Genomic DNA, 25,581 nt, shown 5'->3' with positions numbered 1-25,581 from the left:
CCTTGGAGGGCTGTCAGATGGTGGAGATCAAGCGATACGGCGCGGGTGAACGGATGAGCCAGCTGGTGGTCGCGGGCGGGCTGGCATTCGTCGCCGGGCAGGTGGCGGACGACACGTCGCTCGACGTTGCGGGGCAGACCCGGCAGATTCTCGACAAGATCGACCGGCTGCTCGAAAGCGCGGGGCTCGACAAGCGCCGGATCGTGTCCGCGAGCATCTGGCTGGCCGACTATCGCAGCTTCGCCGAGATGAACAGTGTGTGGGACGCGTGGGTGCCGAAGGGCGAGCCGCCGGCGCGCGCGTGCGTCGAATCGAAGCTCGCGTTTCCGCAGTACACGGTCGAGATCGCGGCGATCGCCGCGAGCTAGGACCAGGACAGGAGAACCGGACGATGAAGACAATCGTGCTCGGCGGCGGCATCGTCGGCGTGACCACTGCGTATTTTCTCGCGAAGGCAGGCGACGAGGTGACGGTGATCGAACGTCGCGACGGCGTCGCGCTCGAAACGAGCTTCGCGAATGCGGGGCTGATCGCGCCGGGCCATTCGTATACCTGGGCATCGCCGCGCGCGCCCAGGATTCTCTTCAAGTCGCTGTTTGCCGACGGCCAGGCGCTGCGGCTCAAATGGACGCCCGACTGGCGCATGTGGGCCTGGTGCGCGCTGTTCCTGCAGAACTGCACGGCCGAGCGCTCGCGACGCAATACGTCGATCAAGGTGCGGCTGTGTCGTTACGCGCAGCAGCGGCTTCAGCAGGCGACGCGCGACGAACGGCTCGAGTACGACCGGACGAGCGGCGGGCTGTTGTACCTGTATCGCGATCCGGCGTCGTTCGAGCGGGGCGTCGCGAACATGCGGATTCTGACCGACAACGGTCTGCCGCTCGACATCCTGGATGCGCGGGCCACCGTCGAACGCGAGCCGGCGCTGCGCCACGCGGCGGCCGGGATCGCGGGCGCGATCCATTGCCCGAGCGACGAGAGCGGCGACGCGCACCTCTTCACGCGCGCACTCGCCGAGCGCTGCCGCGCGCTCGGCGTCGAATTCCGCTTCGGCGCGTCGATCGACGGGGTGCGCGCGAGCGCCGATGCGATCGACTATGTCGAGACGTCGCAGGGGCGCGTGACCGGCGATCGATACGTGCTCGCACTCGGTGCGTACTCGCCGTTCGTCGCGCGCGCGCTCGGCTACCGGCTGCCGATCTATCCGGTCAAGGGGTACTCGGTCACGCTGCCGATCGGCGACACGCACGAGCCGCCCGCGCTCGGCGGCGTCGAGGAGAACCAGCTCGTCGCATGGGCGCGCTTCGGCGACCGGCTGCGGCTGACGGCGACCGCCGAGTTCAGCGGCTACGACACCACACATTCGCCGCACGATTTCGCGCACATGCTCGCGACCGCGCAGGCACTGTTCCCGAACGGCGCGGACTACGCGAAGCCGTCGTACTGGGCCGGGCTGCGGCCGATGACGCCGGAGGGCACGCCGATCATCGGCGCATCCCGGCACCGCAACCTGTTTTTCAACACCGGCCACGGCCATATGGGCTGGACCATGTCGTGCGGCACCGCGAAGATCGTGGCGGATCTGATCCACGGCAAGCGGCCCGACATCGACATCACCGGGATGACCCTGCAATGAGCGAACTTCTGTCACCCTCCGAGGCGTCCGATCCGGGCGTCGGCGCCTACGCCCGCTTCGATTTCTCGCTCGACGCCGGCATCGCGCGGCGCGCGGCGATCGGCCTCGTCGTGCTGGCGACCGATCATACGATCGAATACGAGTGGCGGCGTCTGCTTGCGATCGATGGCGTCGCGTTCTACGAAAGCCGGATTGCGAATTCGGCCGAGATCACGGCCGAGACGCTCGCGCAGATGGACGGCGGGATCTGCGCCGCGGTCGAGTTGATCCGGCCGGGCGAGCGGCTCGACGTCGTTGCATTCGGCTGCACGTCGGCGTCGATGGTGCTGGGCGAGGAGCGCGTCTTCGAGCGCATCCGCGAGGCACGGCCCGGCGTCGCGTGCACCACGCCGATTACCGCCGCGCGCGTCGCGCTGACGGCGCTCGGCGCGCGTGGCGTCGCGCTGCTGACGCCGTACGAGCGCACGATCAACGATGCGATGGCCGCGTACCTGCGCGCGCGTGGCGTCGATATCATGCGGGTCGGCTCGTTCGAGCACCGCGACGACAACGAGGTCGCCCGCATCGAGCGCGCGTCGATCGAGCATGCGGTGCTGACGCTCGCCGCCGATCCGGCCGTCGATGCCGTGTTCGTGTCGTGCACGAGCCTGCGCATCGTCGATGCGCTGGCCGACATCGAGGCGCGCGCAGGCAAACCCGTATTGTCGAGCAATCACGCGCTCGCGTGGCATGCACTGCGGCTCGCGGGCATCGACGATCCCGTGCCGGGCTTCGGCAGCTTGCTGATGCGCTGACGCATGGCTCGTGCATGTAACAAGACGCGCGCGGGCGAACTGCCGGTGGATAATGACGCGCGGTGACAACAGGTGGATCCAGGAGACGAGATGTCGACTTCCGTTATGGCTGGCCGGGAGACCGCGGCGCCGATGCGCACGGGCCTCACGGTCAACGAGATTTACGAGCAGTTGAAACAGATGGCCGTGCTGTACGAGATCCGGCCGGGCGAACGGTTCAACGAACTGGAGCTCGCCGAGCGCTTCAACGTGAGTCGTACGCCGATTCGCGAGGCACTGAACCGGCTCGTTGCCGAAAACCTGCTGGTGTTCGTGCCGAACCGCGGTTTCTTCATTCGGGAACTGGAGGGGAAGGATGTGTTCGATCTGTTCGAATTACGTCGCTCGATCGAGACGACCGCGGCGATGCTCGCGTGCGAGCGCGCATCGGACAACGACATCAAGGCGCTGCGACGCTTCTGGAAGCAGGTGATGAAGAATGCCGCGCGGATGTCGTCGTCGGAGCTGGTCGTCAAGGACGAGGAGTTTCACCTGGAGCTGGCCGCGTTGTCGGGCAACGCAGAGATCGGCCGGGTGCTGCAAGGGATCAACGCGCGGATTCACTACGTGCGCTGGGTCGATGTCGATCAGCGACGCAACGAGGCGTTTACCGAGCATCTCGAGATTCTCGACGCGCTTGCGGAACGCGATGCGGCACGTTGCGCGGCGCTGACCGACACGCATATCCGCTGGCGGATGGAGGAGATCACGCGCGTCGTCCAGGCAAGCGTCGTCAAGCTGTACGCAAAATAAAACCAGACCGGCCGCGGCGCCTGCGACGCTCGCGCGCAGCACGCGAGCGGGGCAGCGCGGGCCGGTCGACGAGACAAGCAGTCGTGCAAAGGAGGACGGGCCGCCCGGATCGACCGGCGCGGCGCATCGCTACTTGATCGTCACGAGGTGCCGTCATGACACACGGTACGTTGGTCACGCTGTACAAGCCGTCCGCAGCGCAGATCGAGCATTTGCTGACCTTGCCCGCGAAAAGCCCCGCCGTCGTCGCGGTCGACAATTCGCCCGTCGCCGATCGTGCGCTGTACGCACGGCTTGCCGAAGGCGGCGTCGACGTGATCGCGAATCACAATCGCGGCGGCATCGCCGGGGCGTTCAACGCCGGCGTCGAATTCCTGATCGGCCGCGGCTGCGACGTCTTCTTCATCTTCGATCAGGATTCGTACGTTCCGGACGACTATTTCGACCGAATGCTGGCCGGTTGCGCGCGGGTGGGCGACAGCCGCTTCCTGGTCGGGCCGCGGATCTTCAACCGCAATTTTCAGCGCGACCTGCCGTTGTTCACGGTGCGCCGCTGGTCCGCGCAGATCACGCCGATCCACGGCGGCGCGCATGGCTTGCTGTCGTGCTCGGTCATCATCTCGTCGGGCACCGCGATCTCGCTCGACGCGTATCGCGCGCTCGGCCGCTTTCGCGAGGATTTCTTCATCGACCACGTCGACGCCGAATACTGCATGCGCGCGCAAGCGCACGGCGTGCCGGTATGCGTCAACGCCGACGTGTCGCTGCCCCACGAACTCGGCAGCCCGTCCGCGCAGCAGCACTGGCCGCGTGTCGAGATATTCGACCAGAGCCCGCTGCGCCACTACTATGCGGCGCGCAACTGCATCCTCGTCGCCCGCGACTACTGGCGGCGCTATCCGGCGATGCTGCTGATCAATCTCATCACGCTCAAGCACGTCGCATTCGTGCTGCTGCATGCGCGCAACAAGCGTCTGAAGTTGAAGGCGATCTATTGCGGCGTGACCGACGGGCTGCGAGGACGGTACGGGCGCGTGTGACGCGTGATTTATCGTGGTATTGGCGCACGACCCATGCACCGTTAAATTCGGATCACTTATTACAAGAGAGGATTCCAGATGAGCTTGACCAAGCCGATTCACCGCCGCTATACGGGCGCGTTCTCCGTCGCGCCGACGATCTTCACCGAGTCGGGCGAGATCGACATGCCGGGCCAGAAGCGCTGCGTCGACTTCATCATCGACGCCGGAGCGGACGGCCTGTGCATCCTCGCGAACTACTCGGAACAGTTTTCGTTGACCGACGACGAGCGCGAGCGGCTCATCGCGGCGATCCTCGAGCACGTGGCGGGGCGCGTGCCGGTGATCGTGACGACCACGCATTTCAATCCGGCGATCTGCGCGGCGCGCAGCCGCGCCGCGCAGGCGGCCGGTGCGGCGATGGTGATGGTGATGCCGCCGTACCACGGCGCGACGATCCGTTGCGGCGAGGCCGCGATCGAGCAGTTCTATGCGGAGCTCTCCGACGCGATCGCGATTCCGATCATGTACCAGGATGCGCCGATGAGCGGCACGCAGGTATCGGCCGCGTTTCTGGCGCGCATCGCGCACACGATTCCGAATCTGCGCTATTTCAAGATCGAGGTGCCGCAATCGGCAGCGAAGCTGCGCGAGCTGATCGCGCTCGGCGGCGATGCGATCGAAGGGCCGTTCGACGGCGAGGAAGCGATCACGCTGCTCGCCGATCTCGATGCGGGCGCGACCGGCAGCATCCTCGGCGGCGGCTACCCAGACGGGCTGCAGCCGATTCTCGCCGCGTATCTGGCCGGGCAGCGTGACGACGCGGTCGCGCGCTATGAGCAATGGCTGCCGTTGATCAATTACGAGAACCGTCAGGCCGGCCTGCTGGCGGCGAAGGCGCTGATGAAGGAGGGCGGCCTGATCGCATCGGACGCGCCGCGCCGCCCGCTCGCGCCGCTGCATCCGGCGACGCGCGCGGGCCTGATCGAGATTGCGCGACGCCTCGACGCATTGGTGCTGCGCTGGGCACGCTGACGCGGCCGCCTCGCGGCACGACGTGGCGATTTGCGCCGCAGCCGGTGCGCACGACGCGTACGGGCGGCCTTCGCACCCGATAACCCAACCAAGGAACCCGAAGAATGAGCATGCCGACGATACGCGCGGTCCGCGCGCTGACGGTGCGTGGTGGCGGTGCCGACTATCACGATCAGGATACCGGTCACTGGATCGACGACCACATTGCGACGCCGATGTCGCGCTACCCCGAATACCGGCAGAGCCGCCAGTCGTTCGGCATCAACGTGCTCGGCACGCTCGTGATCGAAGTCGAGGCCAGCGATGGAACGGTCGGGTTTGCGGTGACGACCGGCGGCGAGATCGGCGCGTTCATCGTCGAGCGGCATCTCGCGCGCTTCATCGAAGGGCAGCGCGTGACCGACATCGAGAAGATGTGGGATCAGATGTTCTACGCGACGCTGTACTACGGACGCAAGGGCGTCGTACTCAATGCGATTTCCGGCGTCGATCTCGCGCTGTGGGATCTGCTCGCGAAGGTCCGGCGGGAGCCCGTGCATCAGTTGCTCGGCGGCAAGGTGCGCGACGAGCTCGAGTTCTACGCGACCGGTGCGCGGCCCGATCTCGCGAAGGAGATGGGCTTCATCGGCGGCAAGCTGCCGTTGCATCACGGCCCGGCCGAGGGAGAGGCTGGCCTGCGCCGCAATCTCGAGGCGCTGGCCGAGATGCGTTCGCGCGTCGGCGCCGATTTCTGGCTGATGCTCGATTGCTGGATGAGTCTCGACGTGCCGTATGCGACGCGGCTCGCGCACGAAGCGCACGCACTCGGTTTGAAATGGATCGAGGAATGCCTGCCGCCCGACGACTATTGGGGCTACGCGAAGCTGCGCCGCGACGTGCCGCGCGGCATGCTCGTCACGACCGGCGAGCACGAGGCGACCCGCTGGGGCTTCCGGATGCTGCTGGAGATGGAGTGCTGCGACATCATTCAGCCGGACGTGGGTTGGTGCGGCGGGCTCACCGAGCTGATCCGGATCTCGGCGCTCGCCGACGCGCGCGGCGTGCTGGTGATTCCGCACGGCTCGTCGGTCTACAGCTACCACTTCGTCGCGACGCGGCACAACAGCCCGTTCGCCGAATTCCTGATGATGGCGCCGCAGGCGGATCGTGTCGTGCCGATGTTCGATCCGCTGCTGCTCGACGAGCCGGTGCCGGTCGGCGGACGGATGAGGGTGCCCGACACGCCCGGTTTCGGCGTGCGCCTGAATCCGGACGTGCGCATGCAGCGCCCGTACGAACACTGAGCGCGCGCGGGCGTGCACCCGCATCGTGAGGCCGGCCGGCTCGAACGGCGGCGGCCGCTGCCGAACGCGTGATGGTCGAGAGAGGAGGGCGCAATGACGAAGTTGCTCGAAGACAGAATCGTCGTCGTGACAGGCGGATCGCGCGGGATCGGCCGCGCGATCGCGCTGGCGTGTGCGCGGCATGGCGCCGACATCGTCGTCAACTACTGGACGAACCCGCTGCTGCCTGCGCAGGCCGATCACGAGATCGACGCGCTCGTCGACGCGATTCGCGCGACGGGGCGCGACGCGCTGGCCGTACCGGGCGACGTCGCGCAGCCCGACACGGCCAGCGCGCTCGTCGCGGCCGCGGTCGAGCGATTCGGCCGGATCGACGTGCTGGCGAGCAATGCCGGAATCTGCCCGTTCCATGGCTTCCTGGACTTGCCGCCAGAACTGCTGCAAAGAACGATGGCAGTGAACCTGCACGGTGCGTTCTACATGACCCAGGCCGCCGCACGTCAAATGGCCGCGCAAGGGCGTGGCGGCGCGATCGTCGCGACGAGTTCGATCAGCGCGCTGGTCGGCGGCGGCATGCAGACGCACTACACGCCGACCAAGGCCGGCGTCCATGCGCTGATGCAGTCGTGCGCGGTTGCGCTCGCGCCGCATCGGATTCGCTGCAATTCGGTGCTGCCCGGCACGATCCGCACCGAGATCAACGACGACGATCTCGCCGCGCCCGGCAAGACCGAGTACTTCGAGCGCCGGATTCCGCTCGGCCGCCTCGGCGAGCCGGACGACGTCGCCGACTGCGTCGTGTTTCTCGCGTCCGACATGGCGCGCTACGTGAATGGCGCCGCGCTGCTCGTCGACGGCGGCATGTACGTGAACCTGCAATGACACCGCGAGGCATGGGCATGGAAACGATCGCCTTCAGGATGCGCCTGCACCCCGGCAAGCAGGACGAATACCGGCGCCGGCACGATGCGATCTGGCCGGAACTGGCCGACGCGCTTCGTGCAGCGGGCATCTCGGACTACTGGATCTTTCTCGACGACGACACCCATCACCTGTTCGCCGTGCTCAAACGGCCGGCCGATCATCGGATCGCGCAACTTGCCGAAACGGACGTGATGCGTCGCTGGTGGGCGTACATGGCCGACCTGATGGCGACCGGACCGGACGGACGTCCTGTGGAGAAAGCGCTGGCGCCGATGTTTCATCTGGAATGAGGCCGGCACGTTCAACGGATCGGCAGCGCTCGACGTGTGCCGAACCGTTGCAGCGGATCATCGTGTCGCATGAACTCACGGAGCCCACATGCAGGTTGTCGATCCCCATGTCCATTTCTGGGACGCCGATGCGCTGAGTTACGGCTGGCTCGATCGCGCTCAGCCGGCATTCTCCGGCGCGGTGGCGGATTTGCCTCGCCGCTACCTGCCCGCGGACCTGCGTGCGGACGCCGGCGCGGATATCGACGTGCTGAAGGTCGTGCATGTCGAGGCGATCCACGATGCGTGGACAACGCCGAGCGAAGTCGACTGGCTGCAGGCGCTCGCCGAGGCGCCGGCGAGCGGCGGGATGCCGGACGGCGTCGTCGCCGGCGTCGACCTGTTCGCGCCGGACGCACGCATCCGGCTCGCCGACGCGGCGGCGCATCCCAACGTGCGCGGCATCCGGCAAGTGTTGAACCGGCATCCGGACCCTTGGTACAACTACGTCGACGTGGACTATCTGGCCGAGCCGCGCTGGCGCGAGAACTTCGGCATGCTGAGCGAGTTCGGTTTGTCGTTCGACCTGCAGCTGTACCCGGCCCAAGTCGGCGCCGCGCTCGCCGTCATCGATGCGCACCCGGACACGCCCGTGATCGTCAACCATACGGGCATGTTCGTCGACCGGACCAGCGTGCACGGCTGGCGCGAATGGCGCGACGGACTGCGCGGGCTCGCGCGGCGAGCGAACGTGACGATGAAGCTGTCCGGGCTCGCGATGTTCGACCATCGTTGGTCGGTCGAGAGTTTCCGCCCGTACGTGCTGGAGGCGATCGACGTGTTCGGCGCGGCGCGCTGCATGTTCGCGTCGAATTTCCCGGTCGATCGGCTCCATGCCGGCTATCAAGCGCTCTGGCACGCTTATGCGGAGATCGTCGCGGGCGCCCGCGACGATGAGCGCGAAGCACTGTTCGTCCATAATGCGCTGCGAACTTATCGGTTGTGAGCCACGTGCCACTGTGAACGTCAACGGACGTGCAATGCGCGCGTCGTCGATCGGCGTGATTTGCACCGCGCCGCAACGCGCGCATCCGCCGGTTCCGACGGGCCGCGAGCAGCGGGGCAGCCGGCGAGATCGATGCGGCTGTGCAGGCGCCGGCCACACTGCCCGACGTCGAGCGGTGCTGGCTCGCGCCTTCCCGGCGCTTGCCTGCATTAACCGCGCAACGCAGTCGCGACGACGTTCGCCAACGGCGTCGTGGGTCGACCGATCAGTCGCGCGAGGGCGCCGCCGTCGTCGAACAGCGCACCGCGCGAGGCGGCCACGTCGGCATCGGCCAGGATGCCGGCAAGCTCGGGCGGCAACCCGGCGCTCGTCAGCGCGTCCGCATAGGCGTCCTGCGCAAGATCGTTGTAGACGACGGTCTTGCCGGACTGCCGCGAAACCTCCGCGGCTAGCTGCGCCAGCGTGAACGCATCGTCGGCCGCGAGTTCATACGTCTTTCCTGCGTGGCCGTCCGTCGTCAGTACCACGGCTGCCGCCTCGGCATAGTCCTTCCGCGCGGCGGCAGAGAAGCGCCCCGCCTTGGCGGCCCCGATGAACGCGCCGTGCTCGAGCGCCGCTGGAAGGGCCATCATGTGGTTCTCGGTGTACCAGCCATTGCGAAGGATGACGGCGGGGAGGCCCGACGCCGCAATGACTTCTTCCGTCTGCCGGTGCTCGATCGCGAGCCGGGCAGGCGAAGTGTCGGCGTGCAGCATGCTCGTATAGGCGAGCAACGAGACGCCGGCCTGCCCGGCCGCATCGATCACCGCGCGATGCAACGGCAAGCGGCCGGCGACTTCGGTCGACGAGATCAGCAGGAGCTTGTCGACACCGACCAACGCGGTGGCGAGCGTTTCAGGCCGCTTGTAGTCGGCCTCGCGCACCACCACGCCGCACGCCTCGAGGTCGCGCGCCTTCGCGGGATCCCGGACCGCCGCGACGATCCGGCTGGCCGGCACGGTTTCAAGCAACGCGTCGATCACAAGGCGCCCGAGTTGTCCGGATGCTCCCGTTATTGCATACATGTTCGTTCTCTCCGTGTATCGGTAGGTGAGGTTCCAAGTGTAGGGATGAAGGTTTCCGTTGGAAACCACCTATCCATCGGTTACCATCATTTTCAAGTAACCAAATGGAAACCTCGGTGGGACGACGATGGGCTTGAGAATGCGAAAGAAGGTGGAGCCGCTTCCCGGCTGTCCGATGTCGAAATGCATGGCGTTGATCGGCGGCCTGTGGACGCCCGAACTGATCTGGTGCCTGAGCAACGGCCCGCGTCGATTTTCGGAGTTGCGGCGCGACAACCCGACCATCACCGCGAAGGTGCTGACCGGCAGGCTGCGTGATCTCGAGGAGCGGGGCGTGATCCGGCGAAGCGTGTTGCCGACGTCGCCGCCGTCCGTGGAATACGAGTTGACGTCGCTGGGCCGGGAACTGCTGCCGGCGATTACGTCGATCGTGGAAGTCGGGTCGCGTCTGCTGCTTCGCGACCGGCCGCGCTAGCCATTCGCGACCGCACGGGCTAGCGAGCCCCCGTCGAACGCCTGCGCTTCGTATTCGGCAACGGCTCGTGCTGCATCGGCCCTTTGACGAGTTCGCTCATCGCGTCGCGGATCCAGCGGTTGGCCGGCTCGTGATGAAAGCGCGGATGCCAGTGCAGATAGAGCTCGTACGTGGGTGCCGGGAAGGGCAGCGGCAACAGTTTGACGTTCACGAGCTCCGCGAAGCGCCGCCCGACGGCCTGAGGCACCGCCGCAATCATGTCCGACCCGGCGACGACGAACGGCACGCCGATGAAACGCGGCGTACTGAAGCGGACGTTGACGCGAATCCCGAGGCGCTCGTGCGTGCGAGCCAGCACGTCCTGCTCGCGGCCTTCGGGGTGCACCATCACGTGTGCGGCGGCACGGTACTGATCGAGCGACAGCGTGTCCCCGATTTCCGAATGACCGTCGCGGGCGATACACACGTACGAATGCCGGTACAGCGCCTTGCGCTTCAGCGATTCGCTGTTCAACCCCGGAAAGTAACCGATCGCGAGGTCGACGTCGCCACTCGCCAGTCCTTCCTCCAGCTCCGCCATGCCGAGCGCGACCGTCTTGATGCTCACGTGCGGCGCAGCCTTGTCGAGAAAGTGCTCGAGGCGGGGCAGGAACACCATTTCGCCGATGTCCGACATACACAGCACGAAGTTTCGCGACGACTCGGCGGGACGAAACTCGGGCATCGGCAGGATTTCGGTCTGCACCAGATCCAGTAGCCGCGCCACCGGCTCGCCGAGTGCCTGCGCGCGCGGCGTCGGCTCCATGCCGCGGCCCGTGCGCACGAACAGCGGGTCCTCGAACAGCTCGCGCAGCTTCGACAACGCGTAGCTCATCGCCGGCTGGCTGAGCCCGATGCTGACGCCCGCCTGCGTCACATGGCGCTTTTTCAGCAGCGCATCGAACACTTTCAGCAGATTCAGGTCGACCTGACGAATATCCATGGTTTGGATGATACCTATCGATTTCACATAATTGACGGATTTTATCGGGCTTCCTACCATCGTTTCCACAACAAAGGAGTGAGACACCATGTCCGATGGACGCAAGCCGCAACGCCCGTTGCGCAGCAATTTCCCGCGCGGTTCCTACCTCGGCGCGGTGCGCGCCGCCCAGTGGCGCAATCTCGGCATCAGCGAGGAAGACCTCGACAAGCCGAAAATCGCCATCGTCAATTCCTCGTCCGAACTCGCCACCTGCTTCAGCCACCTCGACGGCATCGCCGCGCAACTGAAACAGGCGATCCGCGCCGCGGGCGCGCTGCCGTTCGAGATCCGCACTGCGGCGCCGAGCGACTTCATCACCGGCGCGGGCGCGCGCGGCGCCTACATGCTGGCCGCGCGCGACCTCGTCACGAACGACATCGAAGTGGCCGTCGAGGGCGCACAGCTCGACGGCATGGTGTGCCTCGCGTCGTGCGACAAGACCGTGCCGGGCCAGCTGATGGCCGCCGCGCGGCTGAATATCCCGACTATCGTCGTCGCGTGCGGTTATCAGCCGAGCGGCGAATATCGCGGCGAGCACGTGGACATCGAGGACGTGTTCGTCGGCGCGATGCATGCGCTGACCGGCAAGCTGCCCGTCGAGGACCTGATCGGCATGAGCCAGAACGCGATTCGCGGCCCCGGCGTGTGTTCGGGCCTCGGCACGGCAAACTCGATGCACATGGTCAGCGAGGCGCTCGGCATGTCGTTGCCCGGCAGCACACCGGTCGCCGCCAACAGCGACAGGATGTTCGCGTTCGTGCGCGAAGCCGGCGCGCGCATCGTGGAGATGGTGCGCGACGACCTGAAGCCGCGCGACATCCTCACGCGCGGTGCGTTCGGGAATGCAGTGAAGACGGTGCTTGCGGTCGGCGGCTCGATCAATACGGTAAAGCACTTGCAGGCGATCGCGGCCGAAGGCCGGCTCGACGTCGACGTGTACGCGCTGTTCGAAGAATTCGCCGCGCAGATCCCGGTGCTGACCGGCGTGCGTCCGGTCGGTGCGCATACGATCGAGCAACTGGAGGCGGCGGGCGGCGGGCGCGGCGTGATGAAGCGACTCGAAGCCTGGCTCGACACCGGTGCGCTGACGGTGACCGGGCGCACGGTGAAGGACAACCTCGCCGATGCGCGCATCGCCGACGACGACGTGATCCGTCCGCCGCAGCGCGCGTTCGCGAACCATCCGGCCATCGTGCTGGTGCGCGGCAACCTCGCACCGCAGGCCGGCATCGTCAAATTCGGCATCTCGCCGACCAAGCAGCGCGCGTTCACCGGCGACGCGATCTGCTTCTCGACCTCCGACGAGGCGATCGCCGCGATCAAGGACGGCCGCGTGCAACCGGGCAAGGTCGTCGTGATGCGCGGCGCGGGCGTGTGCGGCGGCCCGGCGATGGGCGGCGGGGCGTCGCGCGTGGTGTTCGCGATCGACGGCGCGGGCTTGTCCGAGCAGGTCGCGATGCTCACCGACGGACATCTGTCGGGGCTCGTCTGCAAGGGGCTGGTGGTCGCGGAAGTGGCGCCGGAAGCCGCGACCGGCGGCCCGCTCGCATTCGTCGAGGACGGCGACACGATCGAAATCGATCTGGATCGGCGCGTCTGCGATCTGAAGGTCGACGAAGCCGAACTGGCGCGCCGCCGCGCCGCGTGGCAGCGACCCGCGCCGGTCAACGATACCGGTTGGCTGAAGATCTACCGCGCGACGGTCGGCACGATGCCGCAAGGCGCGGTGCTCGGCGCTGACCGGCCGGCCCGGGAGCGTTGAGATGAGCGACGAAACCGCAATCGACATCGGCACGGTGATCGAGCGGCAGCAGACCACCCGCTTCGGCGTGCTGCTGATCGTCGCGATGGGCGTGATGATGATGACCGAGGGCTACGACCTCGCCGCGATGGCGTTCGCCGCCCCGGCGCTCAGCCGCGCGTGGCACCTCGAACACGGCGTGCTCGGCCCGGTGTTCGGCGCATTCGTGTTCGGCACGATGATCGGCGCGTTCGTGCTCGGCTATCTTGGCGACGTGATCGGCCGCAAACGCATGATCGTGATCGGCAGCGTCGTGCTCGCAGGCTTCACGCTCGCCGCGTCGCGCGCAACCGACCTCGAACAGCTGCTGGTGCTGCGATTTCTGGCGGGCATCGGCATCGGCGGCGTGGTGCCGAACGCGATCGCGTACACGACGGAGTTCGCGCCGAAACGCTGGCGCGCGACGTGGGTCACGCTGATGTATTCCGGCTATACGATCGGCAGCAGCGCGGGCGGTCTCGTGTCGGCGTGGCTCGTCCCGAAGTTCGGCTGGCAGGTCGTTTTCGTGATCGGCGGCATCGCGCCGCTCGTGTCGAGCGCGATGTTGTGGTGGGCGGTGCCGGAGTCGATCCGCTTCCTGACGCTCAAGGGCCGTCACGCAGAAGTCGCGCGGATCGTCGCGCGGATCGCGCCGGGCGTCGTCGTCGCGCCGCGTGCCCGCTTCGTGATCGGCGGCGCATCGCAGGCTCACGCACACGAGCGCCGCCGCGACGGCTCGCTGCGGCTGCTGTTCGCGGGCCGGCTGCGCGCGCTGACGCCGGTGCTGTGGGCCGTCTACATCGCGAACTCGATGGCGCTGTTCTTTCTCAGTAGCTGGCTGCCGGCGCTGATCGAAAGCGTGGGTCTCGCGCCGCGCGACGCGGCGCTCGTCTCGACGATGTTCCAGCTTGGCGGCACGCTCGGCGGGCTCGCGCTGATGCGCTTCGTCGACACGCGCGGCGCCATCATCATCACCGTGCTGCCGCTCGTCGGTACGCCGCTCGTCGCGTTGCTCGGCACCGGACTGCCCGCCCCGATGCTGGTCGCGGCGGTGTTCCTGACGGGCTTCACGGTGGTCGGCACGCAGTTTGGCCTGAACGCGGTCGCGGCGCTCGTCTATCCGACCGCGCTGCGCGCCAAAGGCACGGGCGCGGCGGTCGGCATCCAGAAGATCGGCGCGATCGCCGGGCCCGTGATCGGCGGGATGCTGATGTCCGCGCATCTGCCGGTCGAGCGGATGTTCTTCCTCGGCGCGGTACCGGTCGCATGCGTCGCGCTGCTCGCGTTCGCGCTCGGCCGCCTGCATCGTCGTCGCGACGATGCAGCACCGGACAATTCTCAGACAGGAGCTGCCCATGTCGCTTGAAGTCGTTCCCATTGATGCCGCGCGTCCGGATTTCGTCGGCCTCGCGAACGGCATCGATCTGACGGCGCCCGTTTCCGAATCGCTCGCGTGCGCGATCGACGCCGCGATGAACCGCTACGCGGTGCTGGTGTTCCGCGGTCAGCCGCTCACGCAGGACCAGCAGCTCGCGTTCGCGCGTGCGCTCGGGCCGCTCGATTTCGGTTTCAAGCGCGTGGCGCGTCCGCATGCGCGGCTCGCATACCCGGAACTCGCGGACATCTCGAACGTGGACGAGTCCGGACGGATCGCGGACCGCGCGCACCGGCGCATCGTCGGGAATCTCGCGAACCAGCTGTGGCACAGCGACAGTTCGTTTCAGCAACCGGCGGCGCGCTATTCGATGCTGCATGCGGTCGTCGTGCCGGAGTGGGGCGGCGAGACCGAGTACGCGGACATGCGCGCCGCGTGGGATGCGCTCGAACCTCGCACGCAACGCGAACTCGACGGGCTCGAAGCGGAACACTACGCGCTGCACTCGCGCTTCCTGCTCGGCGATACCGACTACACCGACGAGCAGCGCAACGCGTTGCCGCCGGTGCGCTGGCCGCTCGTGCGCAAGCACGCCGGATCGGGGCGCCGGCATCTGTTCATCGGCGCGCACGCGACGCATGTCGTCGATCGCACGCTGGCCGAAGGCCGCGTGTTGCTGATGGATCTGCTCGAACATGCGACCGCACGCCGTTTCGTGTATTCGCATCGCTGGCAGCCCGGCGACCTCGTGATCTGGGACAACCGGTGCACGCTGCACCGCGGCCGCCGTCACGACCCGTCGGTGCGCCGCGAACTGCGACGCGCGACGACGGTCGACGTCGACCGGCACGCGGCGCCACCGGCGGAGCAACTCGAACCTGTACAGGGAGCATGCTAAATGCAGTTGAACGACGACGAACGGGCGATGCTCGATGGCCGCGACGGCGCGGCCGTGCAGCGTGCGATGGATCTGCTGGTGCGCTACGGCGAAGCGCTCGGCGCGTCCCGCCTCGTGGACACGAACAACGTGTGCGGCACGGTCGGCGCGACGATGCCGTTCCTGCGCGATTACGCGGCCAAGCACGGCGGTCTCGACGCGGTGTTTTCCGAATTCAACCTCGATAGCCCCGAGGTGGTCGAGGTGCCGAAGGCGAAGGTGTTCAGCAGCCATCTGCAGCAGGGGCTGGACCCGCAGCATGCGCAGCGTCAGGGCGTCGACGGCGAGATCGTGAAGCTGTACCGCCAGGGCGAGGCGTTCACGGGGCGGCTCGGCATTCAGCCGCTCAATACCTGCGCGCCGTACCTGACCGGCAACGTGCCGGTGCGCGGCGAGCATTGCGCGTGGATGGAGTCGTCCGCGGTGATCTACATCAACGCGGTGCTCGGCGCGCGCACCAATGCCGAGGGGCGGGAGAGCACCGGCGCCGCGATGCTGACCGGCAAGATTCCGTACTGGGGCCTGCACCTCGACGAAAACCGCGGCGGCACGCATCTGATCGAACTCGACGTCGACGTGAACACGGTGCAGGACTGGGGGCTGCTCGGCTACTACGTCGGCGAACTCGTGCAGGACCGCATTCCGGTGATCGACGGGCTGCGCGACGTCCCGAACTTGCCGAAGCTCAAGCACTTCGGCGCGGCCGCGGCCTCGTCGGGCGGCGTCGAGATGTACCACATCGTCGGTCAGACGCCGGAGGCGCGCACGCGCGACGAAGCGTTTCGCGGCCGCAAGCCGGTCGAGACGATCCGCTACGGCACGGCCGAGCGGCGCATCGCGTACGAGCGCGTCAACACCACCGCGAAAGACGCCCAGGTCGACTTCGTGATGCTCGGCTGTCCGCACTATTCGATCGAGCAGATCTGGGAGGTCTGCCAGTTGCTCGAAGGCCGCCGTATCGGCGCGAATACCGAACTGTGGATATTCACCGCGCGCGCGACCCGGCAGTTGGCGGACCAGGCCGGCTATACGAAGCTGATCGAGGACGCGGGCGGCGTGCTGATGACCGACACATGCTCGGCGATCGGCCGCGTGATGCCCAAGGGCACGCGCGTCGTCGCGCTCGACTCGGCGAAGCAGGCGCACTACCTGCCGGCGATCATGGGTGTGCAGGCCTGGTTCGGCACCACGGCCGATTGTATCGAGGCCGCGGTGGGCGGCCGCTGGAACGGGGGACTGCGCGCATGAGCACGCATCACGGCATGAATGGCAAGGCCGGCACGTCGGTCGTGCTGCGCGGACGCAAGGTGGTCGGCGGCTGTGTCGAGGGCGAGGCGCTCGTCACGCGCGACCGTATCTCCGGCTGGGGCGGCATCGACCCGCGCACCGGCACGATCATCGAGACGCGTCACGAGCTGCGCGGCCAGAGCTTCGCGAACAAGGTGCTGGTATTTCCCGGCGCGAAGGGTTCGTCGGGATGGTCCAGCCAGTTCCATATCGCGCGGATCGCCGGCACCGCGCCGGCCGCGATGCTGTTCAACGAAATGACCACGAAGATCGCGCTCGGCGCGGTGGTGACCCACGCGCCGTCGCTGACCGACTTCGACATCGATCCGCTCGACGTGATCGAAACGGGCGACTGGGTGCGCGTCGATGCCGAGCGTGGCGTCGTCGAAGTGCTCAAGCGCGGCCGCGCCTGATTCCGGCGCGCGGCGTCGCCCGCGCGCCACCGCGATGGATTTTCAAGGAGAACATGTTTTGAACACGGGTACTCGTATCGTCCGCCGCGACGGCCGACCGACGGGCTGGAAACTTGACGCCGACGTATGCATCGTCGGCGCGGGCATCGCCGGCACCTCGGCGGCGCTCGAAGCGGCCGCGCTGGGCCGCAAGGTCGTGCTGGTCGACAGTCTGCCCGCGCTCGGCGGCCAGGCGGTCAACTCGATCATCGGCACGTTCTGCGGGCTGTTCTCGAACGGACCGAAGCGCTTCCAGGTGACGCACGGCATCGCGGACGGCATCCTGCGCGATCTCGGCGAGAAGGGCGCGCTGCACTACAAGGAAGGGCCGCTGACGACCGTCGTGCTGTACGACGAAGTCGCGCTCGCGCGCTGGATCGAGCAGAGGATTCTCGACGCAGGCATCACCGTCGTGCTCGGCGCCGTGTTGCGCGACGTGGTACGCGAAGGGCGGCGGGTGCGCGAGCTCGACGTCGCGACGCGCTATGGCGACGTGCGCATCGCGGCCGACGGCTTCGTCGACGCGAGCGGCGATGCCGCGCTCACGTGGCTGGCCGGGTTCGACTGCCAGGAGCCGGAAACGCCGATTCGCGGTACGCAGATGATCGTGCTCGAGAACCTCGACGAGACCGATCTGCCGACGCCGACCGCGTTTCGCGAGCGCGTCGAGAAAAAGGCGCACGCGTATGGGCTGGAGCGCAAGGACGGGCTCGTGTTCTATTTCCGTGGCCGCAACATCGGCATTGCGAACATGACGCACATCGAGACGCCCCTCGAACCGATGGCGGCGTCGCGCACCGCACTCGTCGGCCGCGATCAGGCGGACCGCGCATTCGAGTTTCTGCGCGCCGAGTATCCGCACATCTATCGCAACGCGCACATCCGCAGCTACGGGCTGCCCGGCATCCGGCAGACGCGCTGGATCGTCGGCGCCCAGCAGTTGAACTCGGCGGACGTGATCGCCGCCACGCAGTTTCCGGACGCGGTCGCACGCACCTCCTGGCCGATCGAATTGCACGATCGCGCCGAAGGCTACGAATGGAAGCCGTTCGGCGACGACCATCTGCATACCGTGCCGTTCGGCAGCCTCGTCGTGAAGGATGCGGACAACCTGATCGCGGTCGGCCGCTGCATCGACGCGGACGCGACCGCGCTGTCGAGTGTGCGGGTGATGGGGCCGTGCATCGCTATGGGCGCGGCCGCGGCACACGCGTTCGACCTCGCGGATGGCGGCAGTGTCCACGACATCGATCGCGGCATGCTGCGCGAGCGACTCGCCGACAACGTCGATCGAATCGATCCACCGCATCTGAAGAACTGACGCACGACTAGCCGGCGGCGCGGCAATACCAAAGAGGTGCATCGGGCGATCCGCAACGCTCGCTCGCGACCAGCACCCACTGCCGCGCCGGCCAGGGACGCAATGACGGAACGCGCGACGCGCCGGATCTGCCGGCGCGCCGACGCGGTACCTGAGGAGGAGACGATGATTCAAACCCTGCCCGATGCGCGCACGGTGGACGTGTCGCGCCTGATCGACGAACAGCGGATCGGCCGCTTCGCGATCCTGCTGATCGCGTCGACGTGGCTCGTGATGCTGACCGACGGCTACGAGCTCAGTGCGCTGGCGTTCGCCGCGCCTTCGCTGATTCGCGCATGGCACATCGAGCGCAGCGTGCTCGGGCCGGTGTTCGGCGCCAACGTCTTCGGCATCATGATCGGCTCGATCCTGTTCGGCTATATCGGCGACCGGATCGGACGCAAGCGCGCGATCCTGTTCGGTGCGTGCTGGTACGGGCTCGTCACGCTCGCGACCGCATGGGCATCGAGTGTCGACCACCTGCTGTGGCTGCGCTTCGCTGCGGGCATCGGCATCGGCGGTGCGGTGCCGAACGCGTTCGTGCTCGTATCGGAATTCGCGCCGAAGCGACTGCGGGCCACCTGGGTCACGCTGATGTTCACCGGTTATACGCTCGGGGCGGGCTTCGGCGGCGGCGTCGCCGTGTGGCTCGTGCCGCACTTCGGCTGGCCCGCGGTATTCGTGGTCGGCGGGCTCGCGCCGCTCGCGGTGGCTGCCGCGCTGTCGTTCGTGATGCCGGAGTCGCTGCGCTATCAGGTGCTCAACGGCTGGCCGCACGACCGTATTGCCGCGACCGCCGCACGCGTGCGGCCCGAACTCGCATTGTCGCCGGATGCGCGCTTCGTCGTGACCGACGAGCACCGCGTCGCGAAGTTCTCCCCGCGCCTGCTGTTCGCCGGCCGCTTGCGCTACGTGACCGCCGCGTTGTGGCTCGCGTACATCGCGAATTCGATGGCGCTGTTCTTCCTGCAAAACTGGCTGCCGGTGCTGATCGAAGCGACCGGCGTTGCCCCCCATCGCGCCGCGCTGATGACGACGCTGTTCTCGGTCGGCGGCACGCTCGGCGGCCTCGTACTGATGCGCTTCATCGACCGCCATGGCGTGCGGCTCGTCACCTGCCTGCCGCTCGTCGGTTTTCCGCTCGTCGCCGCGCTCGGCATGAACCTCGATACGGCGTGGCTGACGGCCGCCGTGTTCGGCGTCGGCTTTTGCGTCGCCGGCACTCAGGCCGGCCTCAATGCCGTCGCGTCGATCGTCTATCCGACCAGCTTCCGCTCGAAAGGCACCGGCACCGCGATCGGCGTGGCCAAGATCGGCTCGATCTCGGGCCCGATGATCGGCGGGATGCTGCTCGCCGCGCATGTGCCGGTGCGCGAGCTGTTCCAGGTCGCGGCGCTGCCGGTCGTCACCGTCGCGGCGCTGATGTTCATGCTCGGTCGCATGTACCGGCCGGGCGACACGCACGACGACGGGCTCGCGGCGTGCGATCCCGCGGGCGCCGAGCCTTCGCTGCCTGCGGCGGAACGCTAGGAATAGCGGCAGCGGCGGGGGGCCGGGGGCGCCGTGCCGCGCACGGTCGCCGCAGCGATACATGCGGCGCGTTCGCGCCCGACGCTCGCTCCCGCCGCCTTCGATCCGCATCACCTCACTCCATCGAAACCGGAGAAGCACGATGAAAACAGCAGTCTGCACTGCTGCGGCGGCTTGCGCCCTCGCGGCGCCGTTCGCGGTCCATGCGCAAAGCTCGGTCACGCTATACGGCATCATCGATACGGGCATCGCCTGGACGAATACGGTCGCGTCGTCGATCAGGACCCGGGGCGCATCGCGCTGGTCGATGGCGACCGGCTGGGGCAGCGGCGACCGCCTGGGTTTCCTCGGACGCGAGGATCTCGGCGGCGGCCTCTCCGCAGTGTTCCAGCTCGAAGCGGGTTTCAGCGGATTGAACGGCACGTCTTCGCAGGGCGGCCGGCTGTTCGGGCGGCAGGCGTACGTCGGCTTGTCAAGCAAGCAGTACGGCAAGCTGACGCTCGGCCGTCAGTATGACTACACGTTCGACTACGTCGCACCGCTGATGGCGTGGCTTCAGTTCGGCAGCATCTACGGCGCACACATCGGGGACGTCGACGATAGCTTCCAGACGTTTCGCCTGAACAACAGCGTCAAGTACGAGGCGAGTCCGCTCGCGGGACTGAAGCTGGGCGCGATCTATGCGTTCAGCAACCAGGCGGGCGGCGGCGCCGGGCAGGGCTTCGCCAACAACCGCGCGTACGGCTTCGGGCTCGATTACCTGCGCGGACCGTTGCATGTGGTCGCGAGCTACCTGCAACTGAACAATCCGTCGGCGGGTATTGCGTCGTCGGGGAACAATTCGAATGGCGCGATCGGCGACGAGTACAGTGGCTCGACCAGCATCTTCTACAACGCGGGGTTCGTCGAGCGTCAGCGAATCTCGGCGCTGGGCGCCGGCTATTCGTTCGGCGCCGCAGCGGTGAATCTGGTCGTCACCGACACGCGCCTCGTTTATCGCGGCGGCCACAGCCTGCGCATCGACAACTACGAGATCAACGGGCGCTACAACTTCACACCGGTGCTGATCGGCGGGGTCGGCTACATCTTCACGGATGGCCACGGGTATGCCAGTAGCGGCGCGACGTCGTTCGCGACCGGCGACCGACCGAAATGGCATCAAGTGGATGCGGGCGTCACCTACCTGCTGTCGAAGCGCACGGATCTGCACATGTCGATGGTCTATCAGCGGCGAGCCGGCGATGCGAGCACTGTCGCGATCAACTTCTTCGGACCGGCGGGGGTGGGGCATAGCAGTCAGATCGCGGTGCTGGCGGGGCTGCGGCATCGTTTCTAGCGTACGAACGGCGCGCGGCGGGCCTGCGCGCGTTGCCGAACGGGACAGCATCGTCGCGACGAGCAGCGAATAGGCCGCCGAGTATGAAATCCCGCCGACGCAACGCTTTACGCGTCTTTCAGCCAGGGCATTTCCACGGGTGACACGACCAGTTGCCGGAATTCGCGTTTCAAATCGAAGATGAAGCCGACGAGGATCATGGAGTCGGCGTAAGGAATCGGAAAGACATGCGGATTTTCCGGCGTACGCAGGGGACGATCGGGGGTGTCCGCCGTCGCCGCGGCATTCTCGCGAACGCTTTCCAACTCGTCGGCCATGGCCACGCCACTGACTTGCAGCACACGGCTGCGCAGGTCGCTGAAGGGCTCGATGCGCGCAGCGTCTTCGTGATATTCGGGCACTTCGTAAACGAACCAGGACATTGTCGTCTCCCATGAGAAGGGGCGCTATTCTAACGCTACGCGAGAATCCATCGAAAATCGACCGCGCCCACTTCTCCAGGCACATCCACGAACCCTGCGAGGTCATCGCATCTCGAGCGGATCGCAGCAACGTCACACTTCGGATAACACCTGATGCGCCGCGCGAACAACCGCCTCGACCGTAATGTCGAACTTGTCGTACACGTCCTTGATTTTCCCGGACTCGCCGAAGCTGTGCATGCCGACGAAGCGGCCTTCCGGGCCGATGTACCGCTCCCATCCCAGTTCGACCGCCGCCTCGACCGCGACCCTCGCGGGAGAAGCGCCCAGCACGGCCCGTTGGTAATCGCGTGGCTGTTCCTCGAAGAGCAGGCGGCACGGCATCGATACGACGGCCGTCGCCACGCCTTCGTGCTGCAGGACGTCGCGTGCCTGGACGGCGAGGTCGACCTCCGAACCTGTCGCGAGCAACGTGAGTTGGCGCGGCCCGCCATCGGCCTCCCGCAAAATATAGGCACCGCGTGCCGACTTGTTTTCGTTTCCAGGCTCGTTGCGCAGGAGCGGGACCGGCTGTCGTGACAATGCGAGGAGGGCAGCCCGGCGGGGCTGTTCGAGAATCAGTTCCCAGCACTCTGCCGTTTCGACTGGGTCGGCCGGCCGATAGACCGCGAGTTGGGGAATGGCCCGAAGGGCGGCAAGGTGCTCGACGGGTTGATGAGTCGGACCGTCTTCTCCGAGGCCGATGGAATCGTGCGTCATCACGAAGATGGACCGCACCCGCATCATCGCGCTCAACCGGATCGCCGGTCGACAGTAGTCCGAAAAACAAAGGAACGTGCCGCCGTACGGAATGAGGCCGCCATGAAGGGCAATGCCGTTCATGGCGGCGGCCATGCCGTGTTCGCGGACGCCGTAATGAAGGTATGAACCGTTGAACCGGCCGGGCTCGATCGCGATTTGCTTCTTCGTCTTCGTATTGTTGGACTGCGTAAGATCGGCCGAGCCGCCCAGCAATTCCGGAATCGCGTCGACGAGATAGTCGAGCACCGCACCGCTGGCCTTGCGGGTGGCCATTGCACTGCCACCGGCAATAAACGCCTGCCGTGCCGCCGCAATCGCCGCCTTCCAGTTATCCGGAAGCTTTCCGGCATTGCGCCGGTCGAATTCGGTACGCAGCGCATGCGGCGCCTGGCGGACGCGCTCCTCCCACGCGAGTCTCGTCTTGCTGCCACGCGCGCCGATCTCCCGCCATGCTTGCAGCAGGTCATCCGGGATTTCAAACGGCGGCGAATGCCAATCGAGCGCCTGGCGTGCGCCCGAGATTTCATCCTCGCCCGGGGCATCGCTATGGGCTTTCTCGGTTCCAGCCTTCGTCGGAAAGCCGAATCCGATGATCGTCCTGCATGCGATCAAGGTCGGTCGATCATGCGTTGTCCGGGCGGTCTCGATGGCGCTCCGTATCGCATCCGTGTCGTGGCCGTCGATTTCCAGGACGTGCCATCCAGCTGCGTGAAAGCGCTCGATCTCGTTGTCCGAGACCGCGAGCTTGGTGGCGCCGTCGATCGAAATCGAATTGTTGTCCCAGAACGCGATCAGTCGGCCCAACCGGAGGTGGCCGGCCAACGAAATGGCCTCGTGGCTGATGCCTTCCATCAGGCAACCGTCACCGAGAAATACATACGTGTAGTGATCGACGAGATCGTCGCCGAAGTGCGCATTCATGACGCGCTCGGCCAACGCCATGCCGACGGAGTCCGCGATGCCTTGACCGAGGGGGCCGGTAGTCAGTTCGATTCCCTCGGCATGCGAGTACTCCGGATGACCGGGTGTCTTGCTGCCGACTTGCCGGAACCGCTTCAGCTCGTCGATGGTCATGTCCGAATAGCCCGTCAGATAGAGAAGGCTGTAGAGGAGCATCGACGCGTGTCCATTGGAAAGCACAAACCGGTCTCGGTCGATCCAGTGAGGGTCCGATGCATCGAATTGCATGAACTCCTTGAACAGGACCGTCGCGACGTCAGCCAACCCCATTGGCGCACCGGGATGACCGCTGTCGGCTTTCTGTACTGCGTCCATGGCGAGGAAGCGGATGCAGTTCGCCAGCGCGCGCAGATGTGGGTCTCGTGGGGACGGCACCGCTTTCGCAGTCGTCCCGGAATTTGCGGTGGGATCGCTCATCGGTTCTCCTGTGTTGGCTGGGAAAGATGAGGCGACGGTGCAATATGCATACCTTCTCGGCGACGGCGAGGATATGGGGAGATGTTCGAAGCGTTTGCCTTCGACTTAATCGTTGATGGGGTGCGCGTCCAGTCATTGCCTGGATGCAACGTGTCGGGAAGGATGTCGACCTCGTCTCGGTATCCACACGAGATCCACGCCAACTGCCCCTGCTTTAATAGCGGTTCAGTTCGATTCAGCCCGCCGCGCGACCAGCTCGACGCATGCGAAACTTAACGCAGCGTCCGGGATTGCTCGACCACCACACTATGTCCCCAAAGCAGAAAGAGATGGAGCAGGCGCTAAAAGGCATTCTGGATTGGTAACGGGCCGTGACCTATCAACGCCACGCACTGCGGACGTGCAACGAATCGGTAGGCCGGCAGTCTGATCTGGTTTTTCTGGCACTTGCCGCACGGATGGGCGGCCCGCCCAGAAGCGGGCGGCCTAATCGCGAGGAGCGAAGCGGGACCGCGCCTAGGCACGGCGACAGACCGCGCAAAGAAGTCGGCAACTGCTTCGCTCAATGCAGGTCAGGCGGTACGTAGTGAACCCCGAATTGCTCTGCCAGTTGCGCGAGCCGCCGATCGCGCGTCCAGAGTCGGGTGTTCGGGGTCAACAGCACCGATGCAAGCAGCGTGCAATCCACGGCACCGCATCCGCGCCCATACAGCCGTTCCCGCTCGATCCAGTCCGCTACTTCGCCTGGCGTCGCGCGGCGCGTTTGGCGCAATAACGCGAGATCTCCCAGCGTTCGTGCCCGCGGTTCGGGCGGCGTCCCGCACGTGAGCTCAAGTATCACCAGTGGATGTGTAAGGACGTTATCGACGCTCAGAAGTTGGATGAGCACTGGTAGTGGCCGCCGGAAATGCTCGGCCCACACGGACGTGTCGACCAACACACTCATCGGACGATTACCTCGGGAGCGCGGCGCGGGATATCTGCCATGTCGGGTGCGCGACCGCCCAGGGCGGCCAGGCGTTGACCGGCCTGGACGCGCACGAAGGTTTCAAGTGCCGCCCGGAATAGGTCGGCCGGCGGCATGCCAGGTTCGGCGAGTTCGAGTGCGCGCGCATAGAGAGCGTCGTCGACGGTGACGGTGGTACGCATGATGGCTCCTTTGATGCTTTTCCGCATCAATTTTAGCATCAATTCAACAGCGATTCGGTCATTGACAAGCGGATCACCAATCGGCCTGAAGTGGGGCCGTGACGCTTTCGCCAAGGAGATCCGACTACGGTGGCGTTAGAAGTTGGCGAACGTCGCTGGCGCCCGCATGGGCAACCGTTTCGATCTCTATGCTCGCACCAAGGCGGGTGTGAGGTGTCGTCAAGCATGTCGTGCCACCACGATAATTGTGTAATGGGCTGCTGCACAATTACCGGCACTGGAAAGCCGTTGCGATTGAAGGCTTATTTGTATTATTTTGGCATAGCCGGAAACCGACATGCCTGCCTAGTCCGGACTGTAAATTTTAACTCGGACCTCAATGTCATACCCGGATTCAGATGTCGTAGCGCCAGCTAAATACAGATGTCGCATGTTTCATCGGCCTTTCCGTCAT

25 protein-coding genes are annotated in these 25,581 nt (G+C 66.3%); 19 read left to right on the top strand and 6 right to left on the bottom strand.

The window, feature by feature from the left end; all coding sequences use genetic code 11:
- Positions 1–17 precede the first annotated feature (17 nt).
- From WT97_RS02980 to WT97_RS02935, 10 genes are all read left to right on the top strand, one after another.
- Positions 18–368: a RidA family protein gene (locus tag WT97_RS02980; protein WP_059794321.1), complete on the top strand. Its 351-nt coding sequence runs from the start codon at positions 18–20 to the stop codon at positions 366–368.
- A gap of 23 nt (positions 369–391) precedes the next feature.
- A complete protein-coding gene (locus WT97_RS02975) occupies positions 392–1,636 on the top strand; it encodes a D-amino acid dehydrogenase (protein WP_059506133.1) in 1,245 nt (414 codons plus the stop codon).
- Positions 1,633–2,430 carry an aspartate/glutamate racemase family protein gene (locus tag WT97_RS02970; protein ID WP_060352781.1) on the top strand — a complete coding sequence of 266 codons (798 nt, stop codon included), beginning with the start codon at positions 1,633–1,635 and terminating at the stop codon, positions 2,428–2,430. Before WT97_RS02975 ends, WT97_RS02970 begins: the two co-directional genes overlap by 4 nt.
- Before the next feature lie 90 nt (positions 2,431–2,520).
- A complete protein-coding gene (locus tag WT97_RS02965; RefSeq protein ID WP_059506129.1) occupies positions 2,521–3,222 on the top strand; it encodes a GntR family transcriptional regulator in 702 nt (233 codons plus the stop codon).
- Between the two features lie 155 nt (positions 3,223–3,377).
- Positions 3,378–4,262 (top strand): glycosyltransferase family 2 protein, encoded by an 885-nt coding sequence (locus tag WT97_RS02960; protein WP_034209155.1) that lies wholly within the window; start codon positions 3,378–3,380, stop codon positions 4,260–4,262.
- 78 nt (positions 4,263–4,340) lie between these two features.
- Positions 4,341–5,276, top strand: a complete 936-nt coding sequence (locus tag WT97_RS02955) for a dihydrodipicolinate synthase family protein (RefSeq protein WP_059506125.1) — start codon at positions 4,341–4,343, stop codon at positions 5,274–5,276.
- Positions 5,277–5,380: 104 nt separating this feature from the next.
- Positions 5,381–6,559 (top strand): L-rhamnonate dehydratase, encoded by a 1,179-nt coding sequence (gene rhmD / locus WT97_RS02950; RefSeq protein WP_060352780.1) that lies wholly within the window; start codon positions 5,381–5,383, stop codon positions 6,557–6,559.
- 93 nt (positions 6,560–6,652) lie between these two features.
- On the top strand, positions 6,653–7,441 hold the full coding sequence (locus WT97_RS02945) for an SDR family NAD(P)-dependent oxidoreductase (protein ID WP_059506121.1): 789 nt from the start codon (positions 6,653–6,655) through the stop codon (positions 7,439–7,441).
- 17 nt (positions 7,442–7,458) lie between these two features.
- Positions 7,459–7,773, top strand: a complete 315-nt coding sequence (gene rhaM / locus WT97_RS02940; protein ID WP_034209484.1) for an L-rhamnose mutarotase — start codon at positions 7,459–7,461, stop codon at positions 7,771–7,773.
- An 88-nt stretch (positions 7,774–7,861) separates the two neighbouring features.
- Complete coding sequence (locus WT97_RS02935; RefSeq protein ID WP_060352779.1) at positions 7,862–8,758, top strand: amidohydrolase; 897 nt, start codon at positions 7,862–7,864, stop codon at positions 8,756–8,758.
- Positions 8,759–8,967: 209 nt separating this feature from the next.
- Here WT97_RS02935 and WT97_RS02930 read toward each other — a convergent pair whose 3' ends face one another.
- Positions 8,968–9,822, bottom strand: a complete 855-nt coding sequence (locus tag WT97_RS02930) for an SDR family oxidoreductase (RefSeq protein WP_060352778.1) — start codon at positions 9,820–9,822, stop codon at positions 8,968–8,970.
- Between the two features lie 187 nt (positions 9,823–10,009).
- Here WT97_RS02930 and WT97_RS02925 point away from each other — a divergent pair, with 187 nt between their 5' ends.
- Positions 10,010–10,297 (top strand): helix-turn-helix domain-containing protein, encoded by a 288-nt coding sequence (locus WT97_RS02925; protein ID WP_236872845.1) that lies wholly within the window; start codon positions 10,010–10,012, stop codon positions 10,295–10,297.
- 19 nt (positions 10,298–10,316) lie between these two features.
- Here the strand turns inward: WT97_RS02925 and WT97_RS02920 are convergent, their stop codons facing one another.
- Entirely contained in the window at positions 10,317–11,408 is a 1,092-nt protein-coding gene (locus WT97_RS02920; protein ID WP_257128443.1) for a LysR family transcriptional regulator, read from the bottom strand.
- Here WT97_RS02920 and WT97_RS02915 point away from each other — a divergent pair.
- The 8 genes from WT97_RS02915 (at position 11,368) to WT97_RS02880 (ending at position 21,378) form a co-directional block, all read left to right on the top strand.
- Positions 11,368–13,083 carry a dihydroxy-acid dehydratase gene (locus WT97_RS02915; RefSeq protein WP_060352777.1) on the top strand — a complete coding sequence of 572 codons (1,716 nt, stop codon included), beginning with the start codon at positions 11,368–11,370 and terminating at the stop codon, positions 13,081–13,083. The genes WT97_RS02920 and WT97_RS02915 overlap by 41 nt on opposite strands.
- 1 nt (position 13,084) lies before the next feature.
- Positions 13,085–14,467, top strand: coding sequence for an MFS transporter (locus tag WT97_RS02910; RefSeq protein ID WP_060352776.1), 1,383 nt, complete (start codon positions 13,085–13,087; stop codon positions 14,465–14,467).
- Complete coding sequence (locus tag WT97_RS02905) at positions 14,457–15,374, top strand: TauD/TfdA family dioxygenase (RefSeq protein ID WP_060035094.1); 918 nt, start codon at positions 14,457–14,459, stop codon at positions 15,372–15,374. Before WT97_RS02910 ends, WT97_RS02905 begins: the two co-directional genes overlap by 11 nt.
- A complete protein-coding gene (locus WT97_RS02900; RefSeq protein WP_060352775.1) occupies positions 15,375–16,661 on the top strand; it encodes an aconitase X catalytic domain-containing protein in 1,287 nt (428 codons plus the stop codon).
- Positions 16,658–17,113 carry an aconitase X swivel domain-containing protein gene (locus tag WT97_RS02895; RefSeq protein WP_082751312.1) on the top strand — a complete coding sequence of 152 codons (456 nt, stop codon included), beginning with the start codon at positions 16,658–16,660 and terminating at the stop codon, positions 17,111–17,113. Before WT97_RS02900 ends, WT97_RS02895 begins: the two co-directional genes overlap by 4 nt.
- 34 nt (positions 17,114–17,147) lie before the next feature.
- The gene (locus WT97_RS02890; protein ID WP_060352774.1) at positions 17,148–18,473 is read left to right on the top strand and encodes an FAD-dependent oxidoreductase; all 1,326 of its coding nucleotides are present in this window, start codon (positions 17,148–17,150) and stop codon (positions 18,471–18,473) included.
- Positions 18,474–18,638: 165 nt separating this feature from the next.
- Positions 18,639–20,042 carry an MFS transporter gene (locus WT97_RS02885; protein ID WP_060352836.1) on the top strand — a complete coding sequence of 468 codons (1,404 nt, stop codon included), beginning with the start codon at positions 18,639–18,641 and terminating at the stop codon, positions 20,040–20,042.
- A 142-nt stretch (positions 20,043–20,184) separates the two neighbouring features.
- A complete protein-coding gene (locus tag WT97_RS02880) occupies positions 20,185–21,378 on the top strand; it encodes a porin (protein ID WP_060352773.1) in 1,194 nt (397 codons plus the stop codon).
- A gap of 107 nt (positions 21,379–21,485) precedes the next feature.
- On the opposite strand, the gene WT97_RS02875 is transcribed toward WT97_RS02880, so the two are convergent.
- The 4 genes from WT97_RS02875 to WT97_RS02865 all read right to left on the bottom strand — a co-directional run bounded on the left by WT97_RS02875 (position 21,486) and on the right by WT97_RS02865 (position 25,127).
- Complete coding sequence (locus WT97_RS02875) at positions 21,486–21,800, bottom strand: hypothetical protein (RefSeq protein WP_034209161.1); 315 nt, start codon at positions 21,798–21,800, stop codon at positions 21,486–21,488.
- A 132-nt stretch (positions 21,801–21,932) separates the two neighbouring features.
- Positions 21,933–23,978 carry a transketolase gene (gene tkt, locus WT97_RS02870; RefSeq protein WP_060352772.1) on the bottom strand — a complete coding sequence of 682 codons (2,046 nt, stop codon included), beginning with the start codon at positions 23,976–23,978 and terminating at the stop codon, positions 21,933–21,935.
- Between the two features lie 562 nt (positions 23,979–24,540).
- Positions 24,541–24,924, bottom strand: a complete 384-nt coding sequence (locus WT97_RS32080) for a type II toxin-antitoxin system VapC family toxin (protein ID WP_082742207.1) — start codon at positions 24,922–24,924, stop codon at positions 24,541–24,543.
- A complete protein-coding gene (locus WT97_RS02865; RefSeq protein ID WP_060352835.1) occupies positions 24,921–25,127 on the bottom strand; it encodes a DUF2191 domain-containing protein in 207 nt (68 codons plus the stop codon). Before WT97_RS02865 ends, WT97_RS32080 begins: the two co-directional genes overlap by 4 nt.
- Positions 25,128–25,581: the final 454 nt, after the last annotated feature.

Origin of the sequence: Burkholderia sp. MSMB1459WGS (genome assembly GCF_001534535.1) — a bacterium.
In the GTDB taxonomy this organism is placed as follows: Bacteria; Pseudomonadota; Gammaproteobacteria; order Burkholderiales; family Burkholderiaceae; genus Burkholderia.
This window is presented reverse-complemented; position numbering and strand designations above follow the sequence as displayed.

Coding starts and splice junctions, on each gene's coding strand:
- WT97_RS02980 (WP_059794321.1), top strand. CDS start 18: ATGGTGGAGATCAAGCGATACGGCGCGGGTGAACGGATGAGCCAGCTG.
- WT97_RS02975 (WP_059506133.1), top strand. CDS start 392: ATGAAGACAATCGTGCTCGGCGGCGGCATCGTCGGCGTGACCACTGCG.
- WT97_RS02970 (WP_060352781.1), top strand. CDS start 1,633: ATGAGCGAACTTCTGTCACCCTCCGAGGCGTCCGATCCGGGCGTCGGC.
- WT97_RS02965 (WP_059506129.1), top strand. CDS start 2,521: ATGTCGACTTCCGTTATGGCTGGCCGGGAGACCGCGGCGCCGATGCGC.
- WT97_RS02960 (WP_034209155.1), top strand. CDS start 3,378: ATGACACACGGTACGTTGGTCACGCTGTACAAGCCGTCCGCAGCGCAG.
- WT97_RS02955 (WP_059506125.1), top strand. CDS start 4,341: ATGAGCTTGACCAAGCCGATTCACCGCCGCTATACGGGCGCGTTCTCC.
- rhmD (WP_060352780.1), top strand. CDS start 5,381: ATGAGCATGCCGACGATACGCGCGGTCCGCGCGCTGACGGTGCGTGGT.
- WT97_RS02945 (WP_059506121.1), top strand. CDS start 6,653: ATGACGAAGTTGCTCGAAGACAGAATCGTCGTCGTGACAGGCGGATCG.
- rhaM (WP_034209484.1), top strand. CDS start 7,459: ATGGAAACGATCGCCTTCAGGATGCGCCTGCACCCCGGCAAGCAGGAC.
- WT97_RS02935 (WP_060352779.1), top strand. CDS start 7,862: ATGCAGGTTGTCGATCCCCATGTCCATTTCTGGGACGCCGATGCGCTG.
- WT97_RS02930 (WP_060352778.1), bottom strand. CDS start 9,822: ATGTATGCAATAACGGGAGCATCCGGACAACTCGGGCGCCTTGTGATC.
- WT97_RS02925 (WP_236872845.1), top strand. CDS start 10,010: ATGGCGTTGATCGGCGGCCTGTGGACGCCCGAACTGATCTGGTGCCTG.
- WT97_RS02915 (WP_060352777.1), top strand. CDS start 11,368: ATGTCCGATGGACGCAAGCCGCAACGCCCGTTGCGCAGCAATTTCCCG.
- WT97_RS02910 (WP_060352776.1), top strand. CDS start 13,085: ATGAGCGACGAAACCGCAATCGACATCGGCACGGTGATCGAGCGGCAG.
- WT97_RS02905 (WP_060035094.1), top strand. CDS start 14,457: ATGTCGCTTGAAGTCGTTCCCATTGATGCCGCGCGTCCGGATTTCGTC.
- WT97_RS02900 (WP_060352775.1), top strand. CDS start 15,375: ATGCAGTTGAACGACGACGAACGGGCGATGCTCGATGGCCGCGACGGC.
- WT97_RS02895 (WP_082751312.1), top strand. CDS start 16,658: ATGAGCACGCATCACGGCATGAATGGCAAGGCCGGCACGTCGGTCGTG.
- WT97_RS02890 (WP_060352774.1), top strand. CDS start 17,148: ATGGATTTTCAAGGAGAACATGTTTTGAACACGGGTACTCGTATCGTC.
- WT97_RS02885 (WP_060352836.1), top strand. CDS start 18,639: ATGATTCAAACCCTGCCCGATGCGCGCACGGTGGACGTGTCGCGCCTG.
- WT97_RS02880 (WP_060352773.1), top strand. CDS start 20,185: ATGAAAACAGCAGTCTGCACTGCTGCGGCGGCTTGCGCCCTCGCGGCG.
- WT97_RS02875 (WP_034209161.1), bottom strand. CDS start 21,800: ATGTCCTGGTTCGTTTACGAAGTGCCCGAATATCACGAAGACGCTGCG.
- tkt (WP_060352772.1), bottom strand. CDS start 23,978: ATGAGCGATCCCACCGCAAATTCCGGGACGACTGCGAAAGCGGTGCCG.
- WT97_RS32080 (WP_082742207.1), bottom strand. CDS start 24,924: ATGAGTGTGTTGGTCGACACGTCCGTGTGGGCCGAGCATTTCCGGCGG.
- WT97_RS02865 (WP_060352835.1), bottom strand. CDS start 25,127: ATGCGTACCACCGTCACCGTCGACGACGCTCTCTATGCGCGCGCACTC.